This is a genomic window from Streptomyces noursei (genome assembly GCF_001646665.1).
GTDB classification, from domain to species: Bacteria; Actinomycetota; Actinomycetes; order Streptomycetales; family Streptomycetaceae; genus Streptomyces; species Streptomyces lavendulocolor.
On the sequence record NZ_LWBU01000279.1, the window covers coordinates 503,086 to 522,626 of the forward strand.

The window sequence follows — 19,541 nt, forward strand, 5'->3', positions numbered from 1 at the left end:
CGCAGCGGCGGGGCGGGGCGCCCGCGAACTGCCGGCCGCCTCCTGAGGAGTGCCCCCGATGTGCCGGTGTCCGCCCCGAGCCGGCGGACGTCCCGGACACGCCCCCGCCCCTCCCCTACGCCAGGAAGCCAGGAACGCACACCTTCATGGACCTCCTCCTCAACACCGTCCAGCCCTACGCCTGGGGCTCCACCACCGCGATACCCGAGCTGATGGGCGTGGCCCCCACCGGCGAGCCGCAGGCAGAGCTGTGGATGGGCGCCCACCCCGCCGCCCCCTCCCGGGTCGTGCGCGACGGCGGCACGCTGCCGCTCGACCGCGTGATCGCCGCCGATCCCGCACGGGAACTCGGCCCGGCCGGCCTGCGCCGGTTCGGGCCCCGGCTGCCCTTCCTGCTGAAGCTGCTCGCAGCCGACGCCCCGCTCTCCCTCCAGGTCCACCCCGACCTCGCGCAGGCGGCGGCGGGCTTCGCGGTGGAGAACGCCATGGGCGTACCGCTGGACGCGCCGCACCGCAATTACCGGGACGGCAACCACAAGCCGGAGATGATCGTCGCCCTCACGCCGTTCGAGGGGCTGTGCGGGTTCCGGACGCCCCGCCGGTGCGCCGACCTGCTGGACCGGCTGGAGGTGCCGGGCCTGCGCCCGTTCGCCGCGACGCTGCGCGGCGCGAGGGACGACGAGGCGGCGCTGCGGGAGGTGTTCACCGCCTTCCTGTCGCCGCCCCCCGGGCTGGTCGCCGAGGTCGCCGGCGCGCTCGCCCGCGAGGCGGTCCGGGAGGCGGAGCGCGACGGCCCCCACCGGCGCGACCTCGGCGCCTTCCTGGCCGTCGCCCGGGCCCACCCCGGCGATCCGGGACTGCTGCCCGCGCTGATGCTGCGGCACTTCGTCCTCGCCCCCGGTCAGGCCCTGTACCTCGGCGCGGGGGTTCCGCACGCGTACCTCTCCGGGCTCGGGGTGGAGGTCATGGCCGGCTCGGACAACGTCCTGCGGTGCGGTCTGACGGACAAGCACGTCGACCGGGACGAGCTGCTGAAGGTGGTCCGCTTCAGCGCACTGCCGACCGCTCCCCTGGCGCCCCGGGCCGACGGCGACGGCGACGGCGACGGCGACGGCGACGAGCACGTGTACCCCGCCCCCGTCGACGACTTCCGCCTCTCGCGCATCGAACTGGGCGCCCCGGCCCGGTCCCGCTCACGGCCGAGGCCGCTGGACTCCGGCGCCCCCCAGATCGTCCTGTGCACCCGGGGCGGGGCCCGACTCACGTCCGCCGGCGCCACGCTGCGCATCGGGCCCGGCCAGGCCGTCTACGTACCCGCCTGGGAGCGGGTGGACGTGTCGGGCGAGGGGACGTTGTTCCGCGCCACCGCCGGCGTGCCCGGCGACCCGCGCAACCGGACCGGCCACTAAACTTAACCGGTTCCGTTGATTCCCTTGTCCTCAGCCGTCGCACGGTTCTAGCCTCTCCTCAGTCGCCGTGACGGCCGTTCGAACGGCCGTCGCACGCACCGGGTCGCGCGCATCGCGCGGCCGGTGCGGCGCCATTCCCCCGCTGCCCGGTGCGAGCCGCGAGAACGGCACCGGGCGGCGGGACACCAGCCGGCCCCGACGCCGTACGCGCACCGCCCGACGGCTGCGGGGAGAACCCCCGCCGCAGGAGATGTCCCGTCGAGCCGGCAGCAGCACCGCATCCTCCACATCAGGAAAGCCGCACGCCGCGAAGTGCACCGACGCGGCGTGCGCGCCACCGAATCGGGAGCACCCCATGAGCAGGAAACTGGCCACCGCGGCGGGAGCGCTGCTGGCCGTCGCCGCCACCATGTTCACCGGACCACCGGCGGCACAGGCCGCCGAACCGGCCACCGGCTTCCACGTGCGGGACGGCCGCCTCCTCGACGCGAACGGCAACGACTTCGTCATGCGGGGCGTCAACCACGCCCATGCCTGGTACGCCGCCCGGACCGGCCGGGCGCTCGCCGACACCAAGGCCCTCGGGGCCAACTCGGCGCGCGTCGTGCTCAGTACCGGGGACCGCTGGACGAAGAACGGCGCCGCCGACGTCGCACAGGTCGTCGGCCAGTGCCGGGCCAACCATCTCGTCTGCGTCCTGGAGGCGCACGACACCACGGGGTACGGGGAGCAGAGCGGAGCCGTCTCCCTCGACCGGGCGGTCGACTACTGGATCGAGGTCCAGAGCGCGCTCAAGGGGCAGGAGAAGTACGTCGTCCTGAACCTCGGCAACGAGCCGCACGGCAACGTCGGCCACACCGCGTGGACGGCGGACACCTCCCGCGCCATCACCCGGCTGAGGTCCGCCGGATTCACCCACACCCTCATGGCGGACGCCCCCAACTGGGGCCAGGACTGGTCCTTCACCATGCGGGACGACGCACCGGCGGTGTTCGCCGCCGACCCGCAGCGCAACACCGTCTTCTCGGTCCACATGTACGGCGTCTTCGACACCGCCGCGGAGGTCCAGGACTACTTGGGCCGGTTCGTCTCGCGCCGACTGCCGCTCGTGGTGGGCGAGTTCGGCCACGACCACTCGGACGGGAACCCCGACGAGGACGCCATCATGGCGGCCGCCCGGCAGCTGAACCTCGGCTACCTCGGCTGGTCCTGGAGCGGCAACGGCGGCGGCGTCGAGTACCTCGACCTCGCCACCGACTTCGACGCGAGCCGGCTGTCCGCGTGGGGCCGGCGTCTCTTCGAGGGCGCCGACGGCATCCAGCAGACCTCTCGCGAGGCGAGCGTGTACGGCACCGGGGGCGAGGGCGACACCCGGGCCCCCACCGCCCCCGGCCGTCCCACCGCGTCGGACGTGACCTCCACGGGCGTGCGGCTGACGTGGGCGGCGGCCACCGACGACACCGGGGTGACCGCCTACGACGTCGTCCGCGTCGACGGCACCCGGGAGACGCCCGTCACCACCACCGCCACCCCGGGCGCCACCGTCACCGGACTCGCCCCGTCCACCGCCCACACCTTCGCGGTCTACGCCCGTGACGCCGCCGGCAACCGCTCCCCCCGCTCCACGGCGGTCACCGTCACCACCACCGGCGGCCCTACCGCGGGCAGCTGCGCCGTCTCCTACCGCCTGGAGGAGTGGACCGGCGGCTTCAACGCCCACGTCGACATCCGCAACACCGGCAGCCGGGACATCGCGGGCTGGCAGCTCGAGTTCGCCTTCCCCGGCGGCCAGACGCTCAACTCCGCGTGGAACGCCAAGGTCGTCCAGCAGGGCAGCCGGCTGCTCGCGACCCCCGAGGAGTGGACCCGGACCATCCCGGCGGGCGGAACGGTGAGCTTCGGACTCAACGGCAGCTCCACCGGCGGCAACGGCGTCCCCGTGGCCTTCGCCCTCAACGGCACCGCCTGCGCCAAGGGCTGACCGCCGGACCGCTCCCGCCGGTACGGGAAGGACGACGGGCTCCCGCCGCCCCGCCCGTACGGGAAGGACCGCTGCCCCCGCCGGCGCCTGCCACCGGCGGGGGCGGCACCCCGCGGTACCCCCAGTGCCCCAGCACCCCGCAGCGCCCCGCCCCCCGAATCTCCACACCCCGCACCACCCGCCGGCGCTCCCCCACCGCACGCCCCGCCCCGCCCGAACCATCGGCCCCAGACCACCGGCACCGAACCACCCGCACCGGCCCGGCCGCACCCCGCCCCCGGCACCGCGGCCGGCACCCGCACGAAGGAACCGCGAACCATGCCGTACACCGATCTGCCCGTGGGACACCCGGCCGGCCTCGCCCGGCTCCCGGAGGAGCCCGGCGACTTCGACGCCTTCTGGGCCGGGACCCTGCGACGGTCGAGGGACGTCGGCGGAGAACCCGTCCTGACCCCCGTCACGGACACGGAGCTGGTCACCGTCGACGTGTACGACGTCCGCTTCCCGGGCTGGGAGGGGCAGCCCGTCGCCGGGTGGCTGGTCGTCCCCTCGGAGGCGGAAGGGCCCTCGCCGACCGTCATCACCTACATCGGCTACGGAGGCGGGCGCGGACTCCCCACCGACCACCTGCTGTACGCGTCGGCCGGCTACGCCCATCTCGTGGTCGACAGCCGCGGGCAGGGCCACGACACGCCCGACGCGCACGCGGGCGCCGGCACCCAGTGGGTCAACGGGTTCATGACCCGGGGCATCGAGGACCCCCACGAGCACTACTACCGCCGCCTGATCACCGACTGCGTCCGCGCGGTGGACGCGGCACGCCTCCTGCCGCACGTGGACGCCGCCCGGATCGTCGTCCAGGGGGCCAGTCAGGGCGGCGGACTCGCCCTGGCCGTCGCCGGCCTGGCGGGCCGGACCGTCGCCGCGGCGCTGCCGGACGTACCGTTCCTGTGCCACATGCGGCGCGGCGCGGAAACGGCGACGGAAGGCCCGTACACCGAGCTGGTGGACCACCTGCGCCACGACCCGCGGCGCGACCCCGCGAGGGTCTTCGCCACCCTCGGCTACTTCGACGGCGTGCACTTCGCGGCCCGCGCCACCGCCCCCGCCCTCTTCAGCGCCGGACTGATGGACCCGGTCTGCCCGCCGTCCACCGTCCACGCCGCCTTCGACCGGTACGCCGGGGAGAAGGCCCTGCGGGAGTGGCCCTTCGCCGACCACGGCGGCGGGCGGGGCGCCACCGCCGCCGAGCACCTGCGCTGGCTGCGCGAACGCGGTCTCGCACCCGCCGCCCGGCGGACGTGACCGGACACCGGTCGGGGCCGCGCCTCCCGGGGGGAGGCACGGCCCCGTGGTGTGCGACCGCCGGGTCGTGTCCGCGAGGTCTCGCCCGGCCCGCCCTCCGGACGGACGCCGACACGTTGCGGACACCCCCTAGCGCCGGGGCGGTGCGGTCGACCCCCGTGGCGTCAGCGACGGCGTCGGCACCTGGAGCGATCCCTCCCACGAGCCGTCGACCACCCCGAACAGGGTGCGGGCGACCTCCCGGCCGAAGTGGTGCACGTCATGGCTCATCGCCGACAGCGGCGGATGGGTCAGCCGGCACAACTGCGAGTCGTCCCAGGCCAGCAGCGACACGTCGTCCGGCACGGTCAGCCCCATCTCGGCGGCCACCGCCGCGCCCGCGACGGCCATGATGTCGTTGTCGTACACGATCGCCGTCGGACGGTCCGGTGCGAGCAGCAGGCCACGGGTGGCCCGGGCGCCCTCCTCGCCGGCGAAGCCGGTGGCCACCTGGCGGCGGCCGTCGAGGCCGAGTCCGGCCATCGCCGCCTCGAACGCCGCGCCACGGATGCCGCTGTGCCCGAGGCCGGCCGGGCCGCCCACCCGGGCGATGCGCCGGTGGCCCAGCGCCGCGAGGTAGCGCACCGCCTCCGCCACGGCCGTCGCGTCGTCCGTCCACACCGAGGGGAAGCCACCCGTCAGCGACGGGTGTCCCACCGCCACGGCGGGGAGCCCGGCGGCCCGCAGCGGGGGGACGCGCGGATCGTTCTCGTGGAAGTCGACCAGGATGGCGCCGCCGATCATCTTGCCGCGCCACCACCCCTCGTACAGCGCGATCTCCTCGCGGAGGTCGCGCACCAGGCGCAGCAGGAGCGAGCAGGACCGCTCCGCCAGGACGCTCTCGATGCCGGAGATGAACTCCATGTAGAACGGCTCCAGGCCGAGCAGCCTGGCGGGGCGGCAGATCGCCAGACCGACGATGTCGACCCGCCGGCTGGAGAGGCTGCGCGCGGTCTGGTGCGGGGACCAGCCGAGTTCGCGGGCGACGTCGAAGATCCGCTGCCGGGTGGCCCGCGAGACCCCCGGCCGGTTGTTGAACGCCATGGACACGGCGCCCTTGGAGACGCCTGCCCGGGCGGCGACGTCGTTGATGGTGACGCGTGGGGCGGCCGGGTTCACGCCGGGTCCACGCTGAACAGCGCGGCGCGTACGGCCGCGGCCTCCACCCCGCCGCAGCCGGTCACCCGGATGCGGGCCTCCTCGCCGGGGAGCAGGGTCAGCAGGCCGGTGTCCGCGACCGCCCCGGGGGCCAGCCGGTCGGCCTGCAGCAGCAGGTCCCTGACGAGGGTGTGCGCGGTCACCACGACGTCGACCGCACCGGCCCGCCCGGCCGGCCCGTCCGACTCCCGCCCGGACCCGTCGGACCCGTCGTGCCCGTCGGGCCCGTCCGGCAGGGGCACGTCCTCGACGCGGACGTCGTAGCGGGCGGGCGGGTAGGCGAACTCCTTGTCCGGTACGGGGAAGTGGACGGCGCGCAGGCCGTCCGCGTCCGCGACCAGGAACTCCTTGGACGACCCGGGGGCGGGGCGCAGCTCCTCGGGGACCGGCGTCCGGGCCACGGACCGCGCTGCGGCCCCGACCGGTACGACGGCCTCCCGGACGGCTCCGCCGTCGGCGTCGAGCAGCCGCAGGGTCACGGCGGTGCGCCAGGGCTCGGCGGACTGGTTGTCGACGGCGAGCACCGGGCCGTCCTCGCCCGGCAGGAGGGTCAGCAGGCGGTCGGCGTACACCCGGCGCAGCTCGTGGTGGAGGGGCTTGAGGCGGCCGTCCCCGTCGACCGCGGCCCACGAGGAGACCGGCCAACAGTCGTTGAACTGCCACACGACCGTGCCCGCGCACTGGGGCCAGTGGGCGCGCCAGTGCTCGATGCCGGCCCCGACGGCGCGGGCCTGGACGACCTGGGCCAGGTAGTGCCAGCGGTCGAAGTCGTCCTCGGGGAGCCGGAAGTGGCGGGCGATGCCCCGGTTCAGCTTGCCGTTTCCGTCCTCGGCCTTCTGGTGGTGCAGCATGCCGGGCGAGTCGGGGGCGAGTTCCTCGCCGGGCAGGGCGCGGCGCAGGGTCGCCAGGGCGGGCGGTGCCTGCCAGCCGAACTCGGCCACGAAGCGGGGGACACTCGCCCGGTACTCGGCGTAGTCCTGGCGGTTCCACACCTCCCAGGAGTGGTGGGTGCCGTGCCGGGTGTCGTTGGGGTGGTGGTCCCAGGAGCCGGACCAGGGGCTGCCGGCCGTGTAGGGGCGGGTCGGGTCGAGTTCGGCGACGATCCTGGGCAGGAGGCCGAGGTAGTAGCCCTCGCCCCAGGAGTCGCCGGCGAGGCCGGGCTCCCAGTTCCAGTCGCGGAAGCCCCACAGGTTCTCGTTGTTGCCGTTCCACAGGACGAGGCTGGGGTGGGGCATCAGTCGGACAACGTTGTCGCGGGCTTCGGCCTCGACCTCGCCGCGCAGCGGCTGCTCCTCGGGGTAGGCGGCGCACGCGAAGAGGAAGTCCTGCCAGACCATCAGCCCGAGTTCGTCGCAGGCGTCGTAGAAGACGTCGTCCTCGTAGATGCCGCCGCCCCACACCCGGACCAGGTCGATGTGGGCGTCCGCGGCCTGGGCCAGCCGCGCCCGGTAGCGCTCGGGGGTGACGCGGGAGGGCAGGACGTCGTCCGGGATCCAGTTCACGCCGCGGGCGAAGACCGGGACGCCGTTGACGACAAAGGTGAAGCCGGTGCCGTGCGCGTCGGCGCTCCGGTCGATCTCGACGGTCCGGAAGCCGATCCGGCGCCGCCACGTGTCGAGGACGGCCCCGTCGTCGAGCAGGGTCACGTCGAGGTCGTAGAGCGGCTGGCCGCCGTGGCCGCGCGGCCACCACAGCCGGGGTTCGGGCACCTCCAGGCGCAGCACGGTGCCGTCGCCGGTGAAGACGGCCTCGGTGTCCCGGCCGGCCACGGTGGCGCGGGCGGTGAGCGGGCGGCCGGCGCCGCTTCCGGTGCGCTCCACCCGGAGCCGTACCTCCACGTGGCCCGTCGCGCCGTCGACCGTGACCAGCGGGCGGACCCGGTCGATGCGCGCCGTCGACCAGTGTTCGAGCCGCACGGGGCGCCACATGCCGGCGGTGACGACGGTCGGGCCCCAGTCCCAGCCGAAGCCGCAGGCCATCTTGCGGATGTACTGGAACGGCTCGGGGTAGACGTTGGGCCGCTCGCCGGTGACGGCACGGACGGCGGCGGCCTCGTCGTAGGCGGAGGCGAAGCGCACCTCCAGGGTGCCGGTGCGTCCGGTGACGTCGAAGCGGTGGGTGCGGTGCATGTTGCGCGTCCGCCCCAGCGGCTCGCCGGCGAGGGTGATCGCGGCGGCCGTGTCGAGGCCGTCGAAGACCAGGTCGGTCCGCTCGTGCGCGCTGTCGTGGGCCAGGTCGGTGACGTACGACCAGGCCTGCTCGCCGACCCACGCGATCGCGGTCTCGTTCTGCCCGACGTACGGGTCGGGTATGACGCCCGCGGCCAGCAGATCGGTGTGAACGCAGCCGGGCACGCGTGCCGGGAGCAGCGTGTCGTCGTGGCGCAGGCTCCAGCCGTCGTGCAGCTGGGTGACGTCCTTCATGGTGTGCGGCTCCAATCGCCTCACGGGGCGGGGTGCGGGTGCGACGCGGGTCAACCTAACCGGATCACCCCTCCGTGTCCATGAACCGGTAAAGCTCGGTTCAGTAGCCACCTGTGCACACAACAGCCGCACCAGGGGTGGATATGACAGGTTGGGAAGGGGCGTCGGTAACGATTGGGCATCGCGCCGGAAACCGGCACTTTACCGGTTCATCTCCGGCTGACATAGTGCCGACATCCCACCCGTAGACCTGAGCCGTAACCCTGAAGGAGTTGGGCACATGGGGAAGACCAGGACGCTCACCGGCGTGCTTCTCGCCGTCACGACGCTGACCGTGGCGGGTTGCAGCGGAGGCGGCGCCGCCGGCGGGGCGGCGGCCGCCCCCGCGGACCCGGGTGCCGTATCGGGCGAGATCAAGGTCCTGACCCACCGCACGGACCTGGTGCAGAACGGCACGATGAAGCGGTACGCCGAGGAGTTCAACAAGACCCACCCCAAGGTGAAGGTGTCCTTCGAGGGCATCACCGACTACGAGGGGGAGGTCAAGATCCGGATGAACACCAAGGCGTACGGGGACGTGCTGATGATCCCCGCGGTGGTCGCCAAGAACGACTACCCGAAGTTCTTCGCCCCCCTCGGGCCGAAGGAGGAGCTGTCGCGCCTGTACCGCTTCAGCGACAAGACCGAGGTGGCCGGCAAGGTCTACGGCATAGCCCAGTTCGGCACGGCCAACGGCTTCGTCCACAACAAGGCGTTGTGGAAGAGGGCCGGTGTCACCCAGTGGCCGAGGACGCCCGCGGAGTTCACCGCGGCACTGGAGAAGGTCAAGGACAGGACGGGCGCCGTCCCCTACTACACGAACTTCAAGGACGGCTGGCCGCTGGTCCAGTGGACCTCCAACGTCGGGTCGGTGACCTGCGACGCGAAGGCCACCGACAAGCTGTCGGGCCCGGTCTCGCCGTGGAAGGAGGGCGGCGAACTCCGCACCGTCGACACGCTGCTGCACGACATCGTGAAGCGGGGGCTGTCGGAGAAGGACCCGACCACCACCAACTGGGAGACCTCGAAGGGGCTGCTCGCCAAGGGCGACGTCGGCGCGATGATGCTGGGCTCCTGGGCGATCACCCAGATGCAGGGGGCGGCGAAGGACGCCGGCGGCTCCCCGGACGACATCGGGTTCCTGCCCTTCCCCGCCCAGAAGGACGGGAAGTTCTGCGCCACGCTCGTCTCGGACTACCAGCAGGCCGTCAGCATCCACTCCGGGAACAAGCCGGCGGCCCGCGCCTGGATCGACTGGTTCACCGGGAAGTCCGGCTACTCGGACAAGGAGGGCGCGGTGCCGACGCTGAAGGCGGCTCCCATGCCGGCCACCCTCAAGGACTTCGTTGACAACGATGTCACCTTCGTGGAGCGGTCGGAGGCGCAGACGGGGCCGGTGAACGCGATCGACAACGCCGCCGAACTGGGCCTCAACAAGCCCGATTACCGGCAGAAGCTGATCGACATCGCGCGCGGGGCCCAGAAGGGCAGTCTCCAGGACTACTTCGCCGACCTCGACAAGAGGTGGGACGAGGCAGCGAAGACCGCCGGCTCCTGACCCGGCGGGCCACGGGCCCCGGCGGCGCACGACCGGCCGGGGCCCCACGTCCTCCCGCTTCCGCGGACACGAAAGGCCGACATGACCGAGACGACCTACACCGCTTCCCGGGCCACCGTGGCGGGCCCGCAGCGTCCGCCCGGCAAGGCCCGCCGGACCGGGCGCGGCGCGCGGCACCCGGAGGGCCGGACGCCCCGGGGGCGCTCCTGGCGCCACTCCCCCCTCCAGCGGATGACGCCCTGGCTGTTCCTGGCGGCGCCGCTGGCCCTTCTGATCACGTTCACCTACGTCCCGGTGGCGAGCATGGTCTCGTACAGCTTCACCGACTGGGACGGTGTGAGCCCCGACCGGAACGCCACGGGCGTCGACAACTACGTACAGATCTTCACCCGGCCCGAACTCTTCCGGGTCTTCTTCGTCAGCGGCTACTACCTGGCCGCTTCCGTCCTCCAGATAGCCGTCGCCCTCTACTTCGCGACGGTGCTCAGCTTCGACCTGCGCTTCCGCAACTTCTTCAAGGGCATCCTGTTCTTCCCCTATCTGATCAACGGTGTCGCGATCGGCTTCGTCTTCCTCTACTTCTTCCAGGACGGCGGCACGCTCGACTCCGTGCTCGCCCGGCTCGGGGTGGGGACGGATCACGCCTGGCTCGGCGATCCGACGTCGGCCAACGTGTCGCTGGCGGGTGTCTCGGTATGGCGCTTCACCGGGCTGAACTTCGTGCTGTTCCTCGGCGCGATCCAGTCCATCCCCGGTGAGCTGTACGAGGCGGCCGAGCTCGACGGCGCGGGGAAGTGGCAGCAGTTCCGGCACATCATCGCCCCGAGCATCAGACCCGTGCTCAGCCTGAGCATCATCCTGGCGATCTCCGGCTCCCTGTCGGTGTTCGAGATCCCCTACATCATGACCGGCGGCGCGACCGGCACCTCGACCTTCGTCATCCAGACGGTCAAGCTCGCCTTCCAGTTCAACAAGACCGGCCTGGCCTCGGCCGCCGCCGTGGTGCTGCTGGCGATCATCCTCCTGATCACCTGGATCCAGCGCCGCCTCGTGCCCGACGACAAGGTGGACCTCGTATGACCCCGGACCCGACCGCCGCCCAGGCCGTCCCCGCAGGCTCCCCGGCCGGTTCCCCGCCCGGTGCCTCCGCCGGCTCCCCGGCGGGCCCCACCGCCCCGGCCCCGGTCCGAGCACCCGCCCCGGCCGGCCGGCGCCGCTTCCCCGTCGGCACCGCGCTGACCTACGTCTCGCTGCTGGCCGCCACCGCGGTGGTGCTGCTGCCGCTGGCCGTCGTCCTCCTCACCTCCCTCAAGACGTCCGAGGAGGTCGCCGACGGCAACGCGCTCACCCTGCCCGGCGACTGGCTGAACCTGGACAACTACGTCACCGCCTTCACGGACGGCCATATGCCGGCCGCCTTCGGCAACACCGCGTTCATCCTGTTCTTCTCGATCGGCGGCACCGTGGTCATCGGCTCGATGACGGCGTACGCGATCGACCGGTTCGAGTTCCGCGCCAAGAAGCTCGTGATGGCCCTGTTCCTGGTCGCGACGCTCGTACCGAGCGTGACCACGCAGGTGGCGACGTTCCAGATCGTCAACGGCTTCGAGCTGGTCGACACCCGCTGGGCACCGATCCTGCTCTACATGGGGACGGACATCGTCTCCGTCTACATCTTCCTGCAGTTCATCCGGGGCATCCCGGTCTCCCTGGACGAGGCGGCCCGGCTGGACGGCGCCAACTCCCTCACCATCTACCGGAAGATCATTTTCCCGCTGCTCAAGCCCGCCGTCGCCACCGTCGTGATCATCAAGGGGATCACCACCTACAACGACTTCTACATCCCATTCCTCTACCTGCACTCGGAGGACCTGGGCACCATCTCCACCGCGCTGTTCCGCTTCAAGGGTCCCTTCGGGGCGCACTGGGAGGCGATCTCGGCGGGCGCCATCCTCGTGATCATCCCCACCCTGGTGGTGTTCCTGCTCCTCCAGCGGTGGATCTACAACGGGTTCGCGCAGGGCGCCACCAAGTAGGGCCCGGAACCGGCCGGTTGAGCCGGTGCTGCGGTGCCGCGCGCGGTCTCAGCCGGTGCGGGGCGGGGCCTCAGCCGGTGCGGGGCGGGGACGTGCTCCCCCGGGGCACGAGCCGGGCGTACCCCTCGCGCACGTCGGCGACGTGCTCCCCCGCCACGAGGGCGAGCAGCGCCTCCGCCGCGTGCGCCCCGTAGGCGGGGATGTCGCGGGACACGGCGGACAGCGCGGGGCGGACGACCTGGGTGAGGGGCGACTCGTCCCAGGCCACGATGGACAGGTCGCCCGGGACGTCGAGGCGCAGCTCCTGGGCCACCGACAGGGCCGCCACCGCCATGATGTCGTTGTCGAAGACCATGGCGGTGGGGCGGTCCGGTCCGATCAGGAGGCGGCGCGCCGCCCGTGCCCCCTCGTCACCGGTGTAGTCGGTGTGGACGACGGCCGGCCGGGGCAGGTCCGCCTCCCGGCACACGTCGAGCATGACCGCGTCGCGCTCGGCGGTGTGGGCCAGCTCGGCGGGGCCGGCCACCCGGGCGATGCGCCGGTGGCCGAGGGTGACCAGGTAGCGCACGATCTCGCGCACGCTCTCGCCGTCGTCGGACCACACCGAGGGCAGGGACCCGGACGTCTCCGGCGGTCCCACGACCACCGCCGGCAGGCCCATCTCCTCGACGGCCGGTACGCGCGTGTCCGCGGAGTGCAGGTCCACCAGGAACACGCCGTCCACCCGGCCCTCGCCCCACCAGCGCCGGTGGACCGCGCTCTCCTGCTCATGGGTCTCGACCATCTGGAGCATCAGCGCGTACGACCGGGCGGACAGCACGCCCTCGATGCCGCTGACGAACTCCATGAAGAACGGCTCGACACCGAGGGTCCGCGCGGGCCTGCGCACGACCAGGCCGAACGCCCGGGCGCGCGCCCCGCCGAGGACCCTGGCGGCGTTGTTGGGCCGCCAGCCGAGCTCCTCGGCGATGGCCTTGACGGTCGCCCTGGTCTCCTCGGACACGCCGGGCCGGCCGTTCAGGGCGTAGGACACGGCGACCTTGGAGACGCCCGCGCGGCGCGCGATGTCCGCCATCGTCGGACGCTTCACACGCCACCCCCTGGGCCTGAGCTGGTTCTTCGTACCGCACCGACTCTACCGGCCGCCCCCGGGCGGGCTGCCGTCCGCGCGGGGGCCGTGCCCGGGACCCGGGCCCGCCCGGGACGCGCCGCGGGCGGACGGCGGTCGCGCGCGGCGGGAGGCGGGTGTTCCCCGCGGTTCGGCGGCCGTGCGCGCCGTCCTCAACTGCCGTTCCCGGAAGGGCGGGTGACTTCGTTATGATCGCCAGCTCCCGGCTGCTGGAGGTTGCCATGAGTGAACGCCTTGTCCACGTCGAAGTGCCCCTGGGCGACGGCAGCGACGAAACGATCCGCGTGCAGATACGGGAGCGGGAGGAGGACCTGGTCCGGGTGGGCCGCGGGGGGCGTGCCGTCGCACGGGCCGAGCGGACCTTCGGGCAGATGCTGGACACCGTGCGGCCGGTCGCCGAGAGCTTCGTCGACCGGTTCAGCGGCATGGCGAACGCGCCGGACGAGCTGACCCTGGAGTTCGGGGTGTCCCTGTCCGCCCAGGCGGACGTCGTCATCGCCACCACCGCGACTTCGGCGAATTTCACCGTCACATTGACTTGGAACAGGAGTGACGCGCGGGACGCGACTGGCGATACTCCGCAGGGGGCGTGACCGGACGGGCCCCTCATGAACCCGGAGGTCGCCGGTGACGGGGGCGGAACAGCGCAGTGCGGACGAGATCCTGGCCGCGACGGTGGCCCGGATCACGGACATGGACGGCGAGGCTGCCGGCGCCGGCGCCCTGGTCGCGCCCGATCTGGTGCTGACCTGCGCGCACGTGGTGTCCGACGCGCTGGGCCTGCCGCGGCACGAACCGGTGCCCGGGGGGACCGAGGTCACGATCGAGTTCCCGCTGGCCGGGCGGCCGGCGGGCCGCCCCGGGCTCCCGCGCCGCACCGGGCTGGTCGAGCACTGGATCCCCACCCGGGCCGACCGCACCGGTGACCTGGCGGTGCTGCGGCTGCGGGAGGCCGTGCCGGGCGTCCGCCCGCTGCCCATGGCCGACCCCGGGAGCGTCTGGGAGCACGGCGCGCGGGCGGTGGGCTTCACGGGCGGCGAGCCGGGCGAGATCTGGTTCCGGGGGAAGCTGAGCGGGTCCACGAGCGAGGGCTGGGTCCAGCTGTCCCGCGCCGACGGGCAGACCGCGCACATCGTGCGGGGCTTCAGCGGGAGCCCCGTCTGGGACAACGACCTCGAAGCGGCCGTCGGCCTCGTCGTGGCCGCCCAGTCCGAACGGGAGGGCCGGCAGGCCTTCGTCCTGCGCACCGGCACCCTGATCGCGGAGCTTCCCCAGCTGGCCGACGTCGTCCTGCCCCCCACCCCCTTCCGGGGCCTCGCCACCTTCCAGGAGGGTGACGCGGACGTCTTCTTCGGCCGGGACGGCGACATCGAGGACGTCGTCCGGGCCCTGCACGGCGACCGGCCGGCCGTCACGCTCTACGGCCCGTCCGGCTCGGGCAAGTCGTCCCTCGCCCTGGCCGGCGTGGTGCCACGGATGCGGCAGGCGGGGTACGAGGTGCTGGTGATCGACGCCGGGCGGGTCGCCTCCCCGCGTACCGCCCTCGCCACCGAGCTGTACGAGGCCGTCCGCACCGGGCGGTACGGATCGCCGCCGCGGGCGACTGACGCCGACACCATCGAGAAGTGGCTCGCGGCCAAGGGCCTCGCGGACACCTTCCACCGCGTCCGCGGAACGGCCTCCGGCAGGCTCCTCGTCGTCCTCGACCAGGCCGAGGCCCTCCTGGACCGTACGGAGGCCGAGGTCGCGCAGGCCGTCGACCTGCTCTTCCCCGAGCGCCCGCCGGCCGGTGCGCGGGTACTGGCCACGCTCCGGGCCGACTTCGTCGACACCGTGCTCCGGCACCCCCGGCTCGGCCCCGCGCTGCTGGGCGGCAGTCCGCTGCCGCTGACGCCCATGACCCGCGAGCAGCTGACCGAGGTGGTCGTCGAACCGCTGAAGCGGATCCCGGCCGTGGCGTACGACCCCGGTCTCGACCGGCGCATCCTCGACGACGCGGGTGGCGATCCGGGAGTCCTGCCCCTCCTCGGCTTCGTCCTCGAACAGCTGTGGGAGCAGCGGGCCGGCGGGCGGCTGCGGGCGGCGGCGTACGAGGAGATGGAGGGCGTCACCGGAGCCCTCGAACTCCACGCGGAACGCGCCTGGCGGGAGTGCGTCGGCGACCGGCAGGACGTGGAGGACGAGGCGCTGCGGCTCCTCACCGGTCTCGTCCGCGTGCTGCCCGGGAGCGAGAGCCCGTTGCGCCGCCGGCTCACCCGGGCCGAGGCGGGCGAGACCCGGTGGCGGATCGCCCGGTCGTTCGCCGACCGGCGGCTGCTCGTGCTGCACGGCGGCGAGACGGAGCCCGAGACCGCCGAGCTGGCCCACGAGGCGCTCATCACCGCGTGGCCGGCGCTCCGGCGGCAGGTGAAGGCCGACGGCGCGTTCCTGGCCGGCCGGGCGGAGCTGGCGCACGACCGTGAGCGGTGGGAACGCGCGGGCCGGTCCCCCGACCTGCTGCCCGGCCGGTCGCAACTCGCGGCGGCGGAGCGGTGGTCGGCCGGCCGGGAGGAGGAGCTGACCGGGGAGGAGCGGAGCTTCCTCGCCCTCGCGCGCCGCCGGCACCGTACCCGCCGGGCACGGCTGCGGGCCGCATGGACGGCGGTGGCCGGGGTGTTCGCGCTCATCGTGGGGCTCGGCACCTTCCTCATCCAGCAGGCGGACGTCAACCGGCAGCGGGAGGCGGAGTCGCGGTCACGGGCGCTGGCCAGCCTCTCCGAGGAGATGGCGGCCAAGGATCCGGGGCAGGCGGCGCTGGCCGCGGTGGCGGCGTACGACGTCGCGCCCACCCAGGAGGCCCGCAGCGCCCTGCTGCGCAGCTACGACCGGTTCAAGGACGCGGGGTGGGTGCTGACCGGCACCGAGGGGGAGATCGACGCGCTGGCCATGAGCGCGGACGGCTCCGTGACGCTGGTGACGTCCGAGGAGGGCCGGGCGACGTTGTTCCTCCGCGACGGGGGCGAGGTGCGGCGCCTGCCCCTGCGGCTCCCGGCGAAGGCCGGTGCCCCCATGGTCAGCGCGAACGGCCGGCGCATCGCGTACGTCGCGGACGGACAGGTCACCTGGCGCGACGTGGATCCCGGGGCGAAGGACGACGAGGCCGTGCTGGGCAGGGCGGACACGATCCGGGGGCCGGCCCTGGAGGGGCCCGACAGCATGTTCTCCGACTCGGTCGGCCTCGCCGCCATCTCCCCGGACGGCACCCGGGTGGCCGCGGTCCACGTGGCCGAGAAGCCCGGAGGGAAGGCCGACCGGCAGTTGTGGGTGTGGGACCTGGTGAAGCGGGAACGGCGGGAAGTGCCCGTGGCCGGGCCTGGTATCGAGAGGGTGTGGTACGGCCCTGACGTGCATACGGTCGTGGCCCAGCGCGCCGGAAAAACGCTCCAGCTGTCCTCGATGGACGCCATCGACACCCGCACGGGCCGGACGCGTGCGCTGGCGGACGGGGTGTACACGGATTCCCGTGTCGCGCAGCTGGGCATGTCCGCCGACGGGACAACCCTCGCCGTGTGCCGGCGTGGAGCGACCGTGAGCAGCGCCGGGTACCGTCTCATCCGCGTGGCGGACGGCCGCGAACTGCACCGCCACGACGTGGAGACGGGGTGCCACACGATAGCGATCAGCGCGACGGGTGAGCAGTACGCGGTGCGCGGATTGGGCGAGTGGCACATGGTCGACAGGCGCCCCGGACACAAGGTGAAGCCCTTCATCGGGCCCAGGACCACGCTCCTGTCCGACCTGCCCCTCGTCGGGGACCCCGGGGCACCGACCATGGTCATCTGGGACGAGACCGCGGTGACCGGCTACCCGCTGGCTCTCGGACCCCTCAGCAACGTCGACAGTCATCCGGTGCTGCTCGCCCGCGGCACCCGCGCGCTGGTCCACCTCGGCGAGGACGGCGAGCGGCTGGCGGTCATCGACACGAGCGAGGGCCTGGGGGACGAACGGACCGGGGAGCTGAAAATCCTCGCGTCCGTGAAGAGGGACATGGCGACCGCTCCGGAGGAGACCCGGGACCTGTTCGTCAACCGTGCCGAGACGCTCGTCGCCGACCTCGTCGGCCGCGACCGGGTCGCCGTCCGCGAGGTCCCGTCCCTGCGTCTCGTCTCGGAGATCACCACCGCCATGCCGCCCCTCGACGGCTCGGGGAAGCCCAAGGAGCCGGTGGAGTACATGTTCCCCGCCGAGAACGAGCTGGTGACGGTCTCCGGCACGCGCATCGAGCACTGGAACGCCCGCACCGGAAAACGTCTGTCCAAACCGTTCGACGTGGCCGGCCTCGGACTCAACAGAAAGAAGTCCACCCGGTTCTTCCTGGGCGGGCACCCCGAACCGGGCCACGTCCGCATCCTGGTCGACGGGGACCCGACCCTCTACGCCGTCGCCCTGCGGACGGGCCGGGAGAACCGGGAGCTGCGTCTGACACTCGGCTCGGACATCGTCAACGCCGTGCCCGACGCGAGCGGGCGGTACGCGGCGGCCAAGACGAAGGGCGACATGCTGGAGCTGTGGTCGGTGCCCCCGCCCGGGAAGGGCGAGCCGGAACGCCTCGTCGGGCCGGTCGGACCACTGAAGTCCGGCCAGTACCAGGCCGGCTTCGTGGCGGACAGCTCCGACTTCTTCCTGGCCGCCGGTACGTCCGTGCGGTTCCTGCGGCTGACGGACCTGCGGCGCAGCGAGTCGTACGACTTCGCCGAGGAACAGCACTTCCTCTCCACCGCCAAGGACGGCAGGACGCTGCTGCGATTGCAGCGCGGCGGAGAGGTGGACATGCTCCGCCTCGACCCCGCGCTGTGGAAGAAGCACGTCTGCGAGGTGATGGGCCGCGACCTCGGCGAGGACGAACGCCGGGGCGTGTACCAGGGGTTGCCGCCCCGCATCTGTCCTGCCTGACCCCCGCCGACCGGTCAGACGTCCTGGACGCGGCGGAACGGCCGGTCGGCCTCCAGGGCGAACGCGACCTCCAGAAGGGTCCGTTCGCTGCCCGGGCGCCCGGAGAACATGACGCCGATGGGCAGTCCGTCCTCCGTCGTGCGTGCGGCGGGCACCGAGATCGACGGCGTCCCGACGACGTTGTTGAGCGGGGTGTACGCGACGTACGCGATGATCCGCTCGATCAGCTCCGGGTAGGGAACGAGCGGGCTGAGGTGGCCGATCGGCGGCGTGGTGTGGGCCAGTACGGGTGACAGGATCAGGTCGAGGCCGCGGAACGCGGCGGCGTACGCCCGGCTCGTACGCCTCAGTCTGCGCAGCACGCCCGGGGTGCCCTGCCAGTCGCGCAGATAGGTCTCGCGCAGCCCCCGGCTGAGGCCGTCCATGCGGCGCCGGTCGAAGTCCGCGCCCAGGGTGCGGCCCGTGGCGCCGATGAGGAACGACAGCAGGCCCCAGTAGGTGAGGAAGTCGGCGGTGAAGCGGGGGTCGATGGCCAGCTCCACCGGTTGCACGGTGTGGCCGAGCCGTTCGAGCGTCGCCGCCGTCTCCGTGACGGCCGCCCGGGTCGCGGCGTCGGCGCGGACGCCGTTCGGCGAGTCCACCAGGAACCCGACGCGCAGCGGCCGCCCGGGGCCTTCGACCAGGCCCAGGGGCGGCAGCTTCGGGTTGCGCCAGTACGTCTCGGCGGCGGCGAGGAAGGCGGCCGTGTCCCGTACGGAACGGCTCACCACGCCGTCGGAGACGATGTCGATGGGGAGCCGGCGGCTCTGGGCATTGGCGAGGACCCGGCCGCGGGTCGGCTTCAGGCCGACGAGCCCGCAGCACGCGGCGGGGATGCGGATCGACCCGCCGCCGTCGTTGGCGTGCGCGATCGGCACGGCTCCCGCCGCGACGAGCGCCGCGCTGCCGCCGGACGAACCGCCCGCCGAGCGGTCCGTGTCCCACGGGTTGCGGACCGGTTCGGCCCCTTCGTACTCGGTGGTCGGGCTGAACCCGAACTCGGGCAGCCGCGTTTTGCCCAGTACGGTGACGCCGCTGCTCAGGAACTGCCGGGCGAACGGGGCGTGCCGCCGCGCGGCCCTCGGGGTGAAGGCCGCGCTGCCGTGGCCCGTGGGCAGGCCCAGGTAGTCGATGTTGTCCTTGACGAAGGTCGGCACCCCGGCGAAGGCACCGCCCGCCCCGGTGACGGACGGCTCCGGGGCGTCCAGGTGGACCTGGACCGCGTTGAGGCGCGCCTCGGCCTCCCGCACGCGCCGGGCCGCGTCCCGGGCGGCCTCGGCGGCGGAGACCTCGCCCCGCCGGAGTGCCTCGGCCAGACCGACGGCGTCGTGCTCCCCCAGGGCGTCGTCCCGGAAGACGTGCACTCTGGTCCGTTCCTCGAAAGTCGTCACCGCTACCTCAGCCCCGGCCGTGTGGATGGTCTCGCCATCATGGCGTACCGACGAGTAACAGGCGAGGGCCCGCGGAGGGTGTTCGAGATCGAGATCGGGCCC

12 protein-coding genes are annotated in these 19,541 nt (G+C 73.3%); 8 read left to right on the forward strand and 4 right to left on the reverse strand.

Annotated elements, in window-relative coordinates:
* Positions 1–146 precede the first annotated feature (146 nt).
* The 3 genes from manA to A4V12_RS20885 all read left to right on the forward strand — a co-directional run bounded on the left by manA (position 147) and on the right by A4V12_RS20885 (position 4,695).
* A complete protein-coding gene (gene manA / locus A4V12_RS20875; RefSeq protein ID WP_064070847.1) occupies positions 147–1,409 on the forward strand; it encodes a mannose-6-phosphate isomerase, class I in 1,263 nt (420 codons plus the stop codon).
* Positions 1,410–1,764: 355 nt separating this feature from the next.
* Positions 1,765–3,390, forward strand: a complete 1,626-nt coding sequence (locus tag A4V12_RS20880; RefSeq protein ID WP_064070848.1) for a cellulase family glycosylhydrolase — start codon at positions 1,765–1,767, stop codon at positions 3,388–3,390.
* Between the two features lie 318 nt (positions 3,391–3,708).
* Positions 3,709–4,695: an acetylxylan esterase gene (locus A4V12_RS20885; protein WP_064070849.1), complete on the forward strand. Its 987-nt coding sequence runs from the start codon at positions 3,709–3,711 to the stop codon at positions 4,693–4,695.
* A 129-nt stretch (positions 4,696–4,824) separates the two neighbouring features.
* On the opposite strand, the gene A4V12_RS20890 is transcribed toward A4V12_RS20885, so the two are convergent.
* Both A4V12_RS20890 and A4V12_RS20895 read right to left on the reverse strand, forming a co-directional pair.
* The gene (locus A4V12_RS20890; protein ID WP_064070850.1) at positions 4,825–5,853 is read right to left on the reverse strand and encodes a LacI family DNA-binding transcriptional regulator; all 1,029 of its coding nucleotides are present in this window, start codon (positions 5,851–5,853) and stop codon (positions 4,825–4,827) included.
* Positions 5,850–8,315, reverse strand: a complete 2,466-nt coding sequence (locus A4V12_RS20895; RefSeq protein WP_064070851.1) for a glycoside hydrolase family 2 protein — start codon at positions 8,313–8,315, stop codon at positions 5,850–5,852. The genes A4V12_RS20890 and A4V12_RS20895 overlap by 4 nt, the downstream gene beginning before the upstream one ends.
* A gap of 280 nt (positions 8,316–8,595) precedes the next feature.
* On the opposite strand from A4V12_RS20895, the gene A4V12_RS20900 reads away from it, so the two are divergent.
* The 3 genes from A4V12_RS20900 to A4V12_RS20910 all read left to right on the forward strand — a co-directional run bounded on the left by A4V12_RS20900 (position 8,596) and on the right by A4V12_RS20910 (position 11,948).
* Positions 8,596–9,912, forward strand: coding sequence for an ABC transporter substrate-binding protein (locus A4V12_RS20900; RefSeq protein ID WP_064070852.1), 1,317 nt, complete (start codon positions 8,596–8,598; stop codon positions 9,910–9,912).
* Between the two features lie 81 nt (positions 9,913–9,993).
* Positions 9,994–10,992 (forward strand): carbohydrate ABC transporter permease, encoded by a 999-nt coding sequence (locus A4V12_RS20905; protein WP_064070853.1) that lies wholly within the window; start codon positions 9,994–9,996, stop codon positions 10,990–10,992.
* Entirely contained in the window at positions 10,989–11,948 is a 960-nt protein-coding gene (locus A4V12_RS20910) for a carbohydrate ABC transporter permease (protein WP_079137196.1), read from the forward strand. Before A4V12_RS20905 ends, A4V12_RS20910 begins: the two co-directional genes overlap by 4 nt.
* A 70-nt stretch (positions 11,949–12,018) precedes the next feature.
* Here A4V12_RS20910 and A4V12_RS20915 read toward each other — a convergent pair whose 3' ends face one another.
* A complete protein-coding gene (locus A4V12_RS20915; RefSeq protein ID WP_064070854.1) occupies positions 12,019–13,038 on the reverse strand; it encodes a LacI family DNA-binding transcriptional regulator in 1,020 nt (339 codons plus the stop codon).
* A 260-nt stretch (positions 13,039–13,298) separates the two neighbouring features.
* On the opposite strand from A4V12_RS20915, the gene A4V12_RS20920 reads away from it, so the two are divergent.
* Both A4V12_RS20920 and A4V12_RS20925 read left to right on the forward strand, forming a co-directional pair.
* Positions 13,299–13,670 carry a CU044_2847 family protein gene (locus A4V12_RS20920; protein ID WP_064070987.1) on the forward strand — a complete coding sequence of 124 codons (372 nt, stop codon included), beginning with the start codon at positions 13,299–13,301 and terminating at the stop codon, positions 13,668–13,670.
* 34 nt (positions 13,671–13,704) lie between these two features.
* Positions 13,705–18,009, forward strand: a complete 4,305-nt coding sequence (locus tag A4V12_RS20925) for an nSTAND1 domain-containing NTPase (RefSeq protein WP_064070855.1) — start codon at positions 13,705–13,707, stop codon at positions 18,007–18,009.
* 14 nt (positions 18,010–18,023) lie between these two features.
* Here A4V12_RS20925 and A4V12_RS20930 read toward each other — a convergent pair whose 3' ends face one another.
* Positions 18,024–19,439, reverse strand: a complete 1,416-nt coding sequence (locus tag A4V12_RS20930; protein ID WP_064070856.1) for an amidase — start codon at positions 19,437–19,439, stop codon at positions 18,024–18,026.
* Between the last annotated feature and the right edge of the window lie 102 nt (positions 19,440–19,541).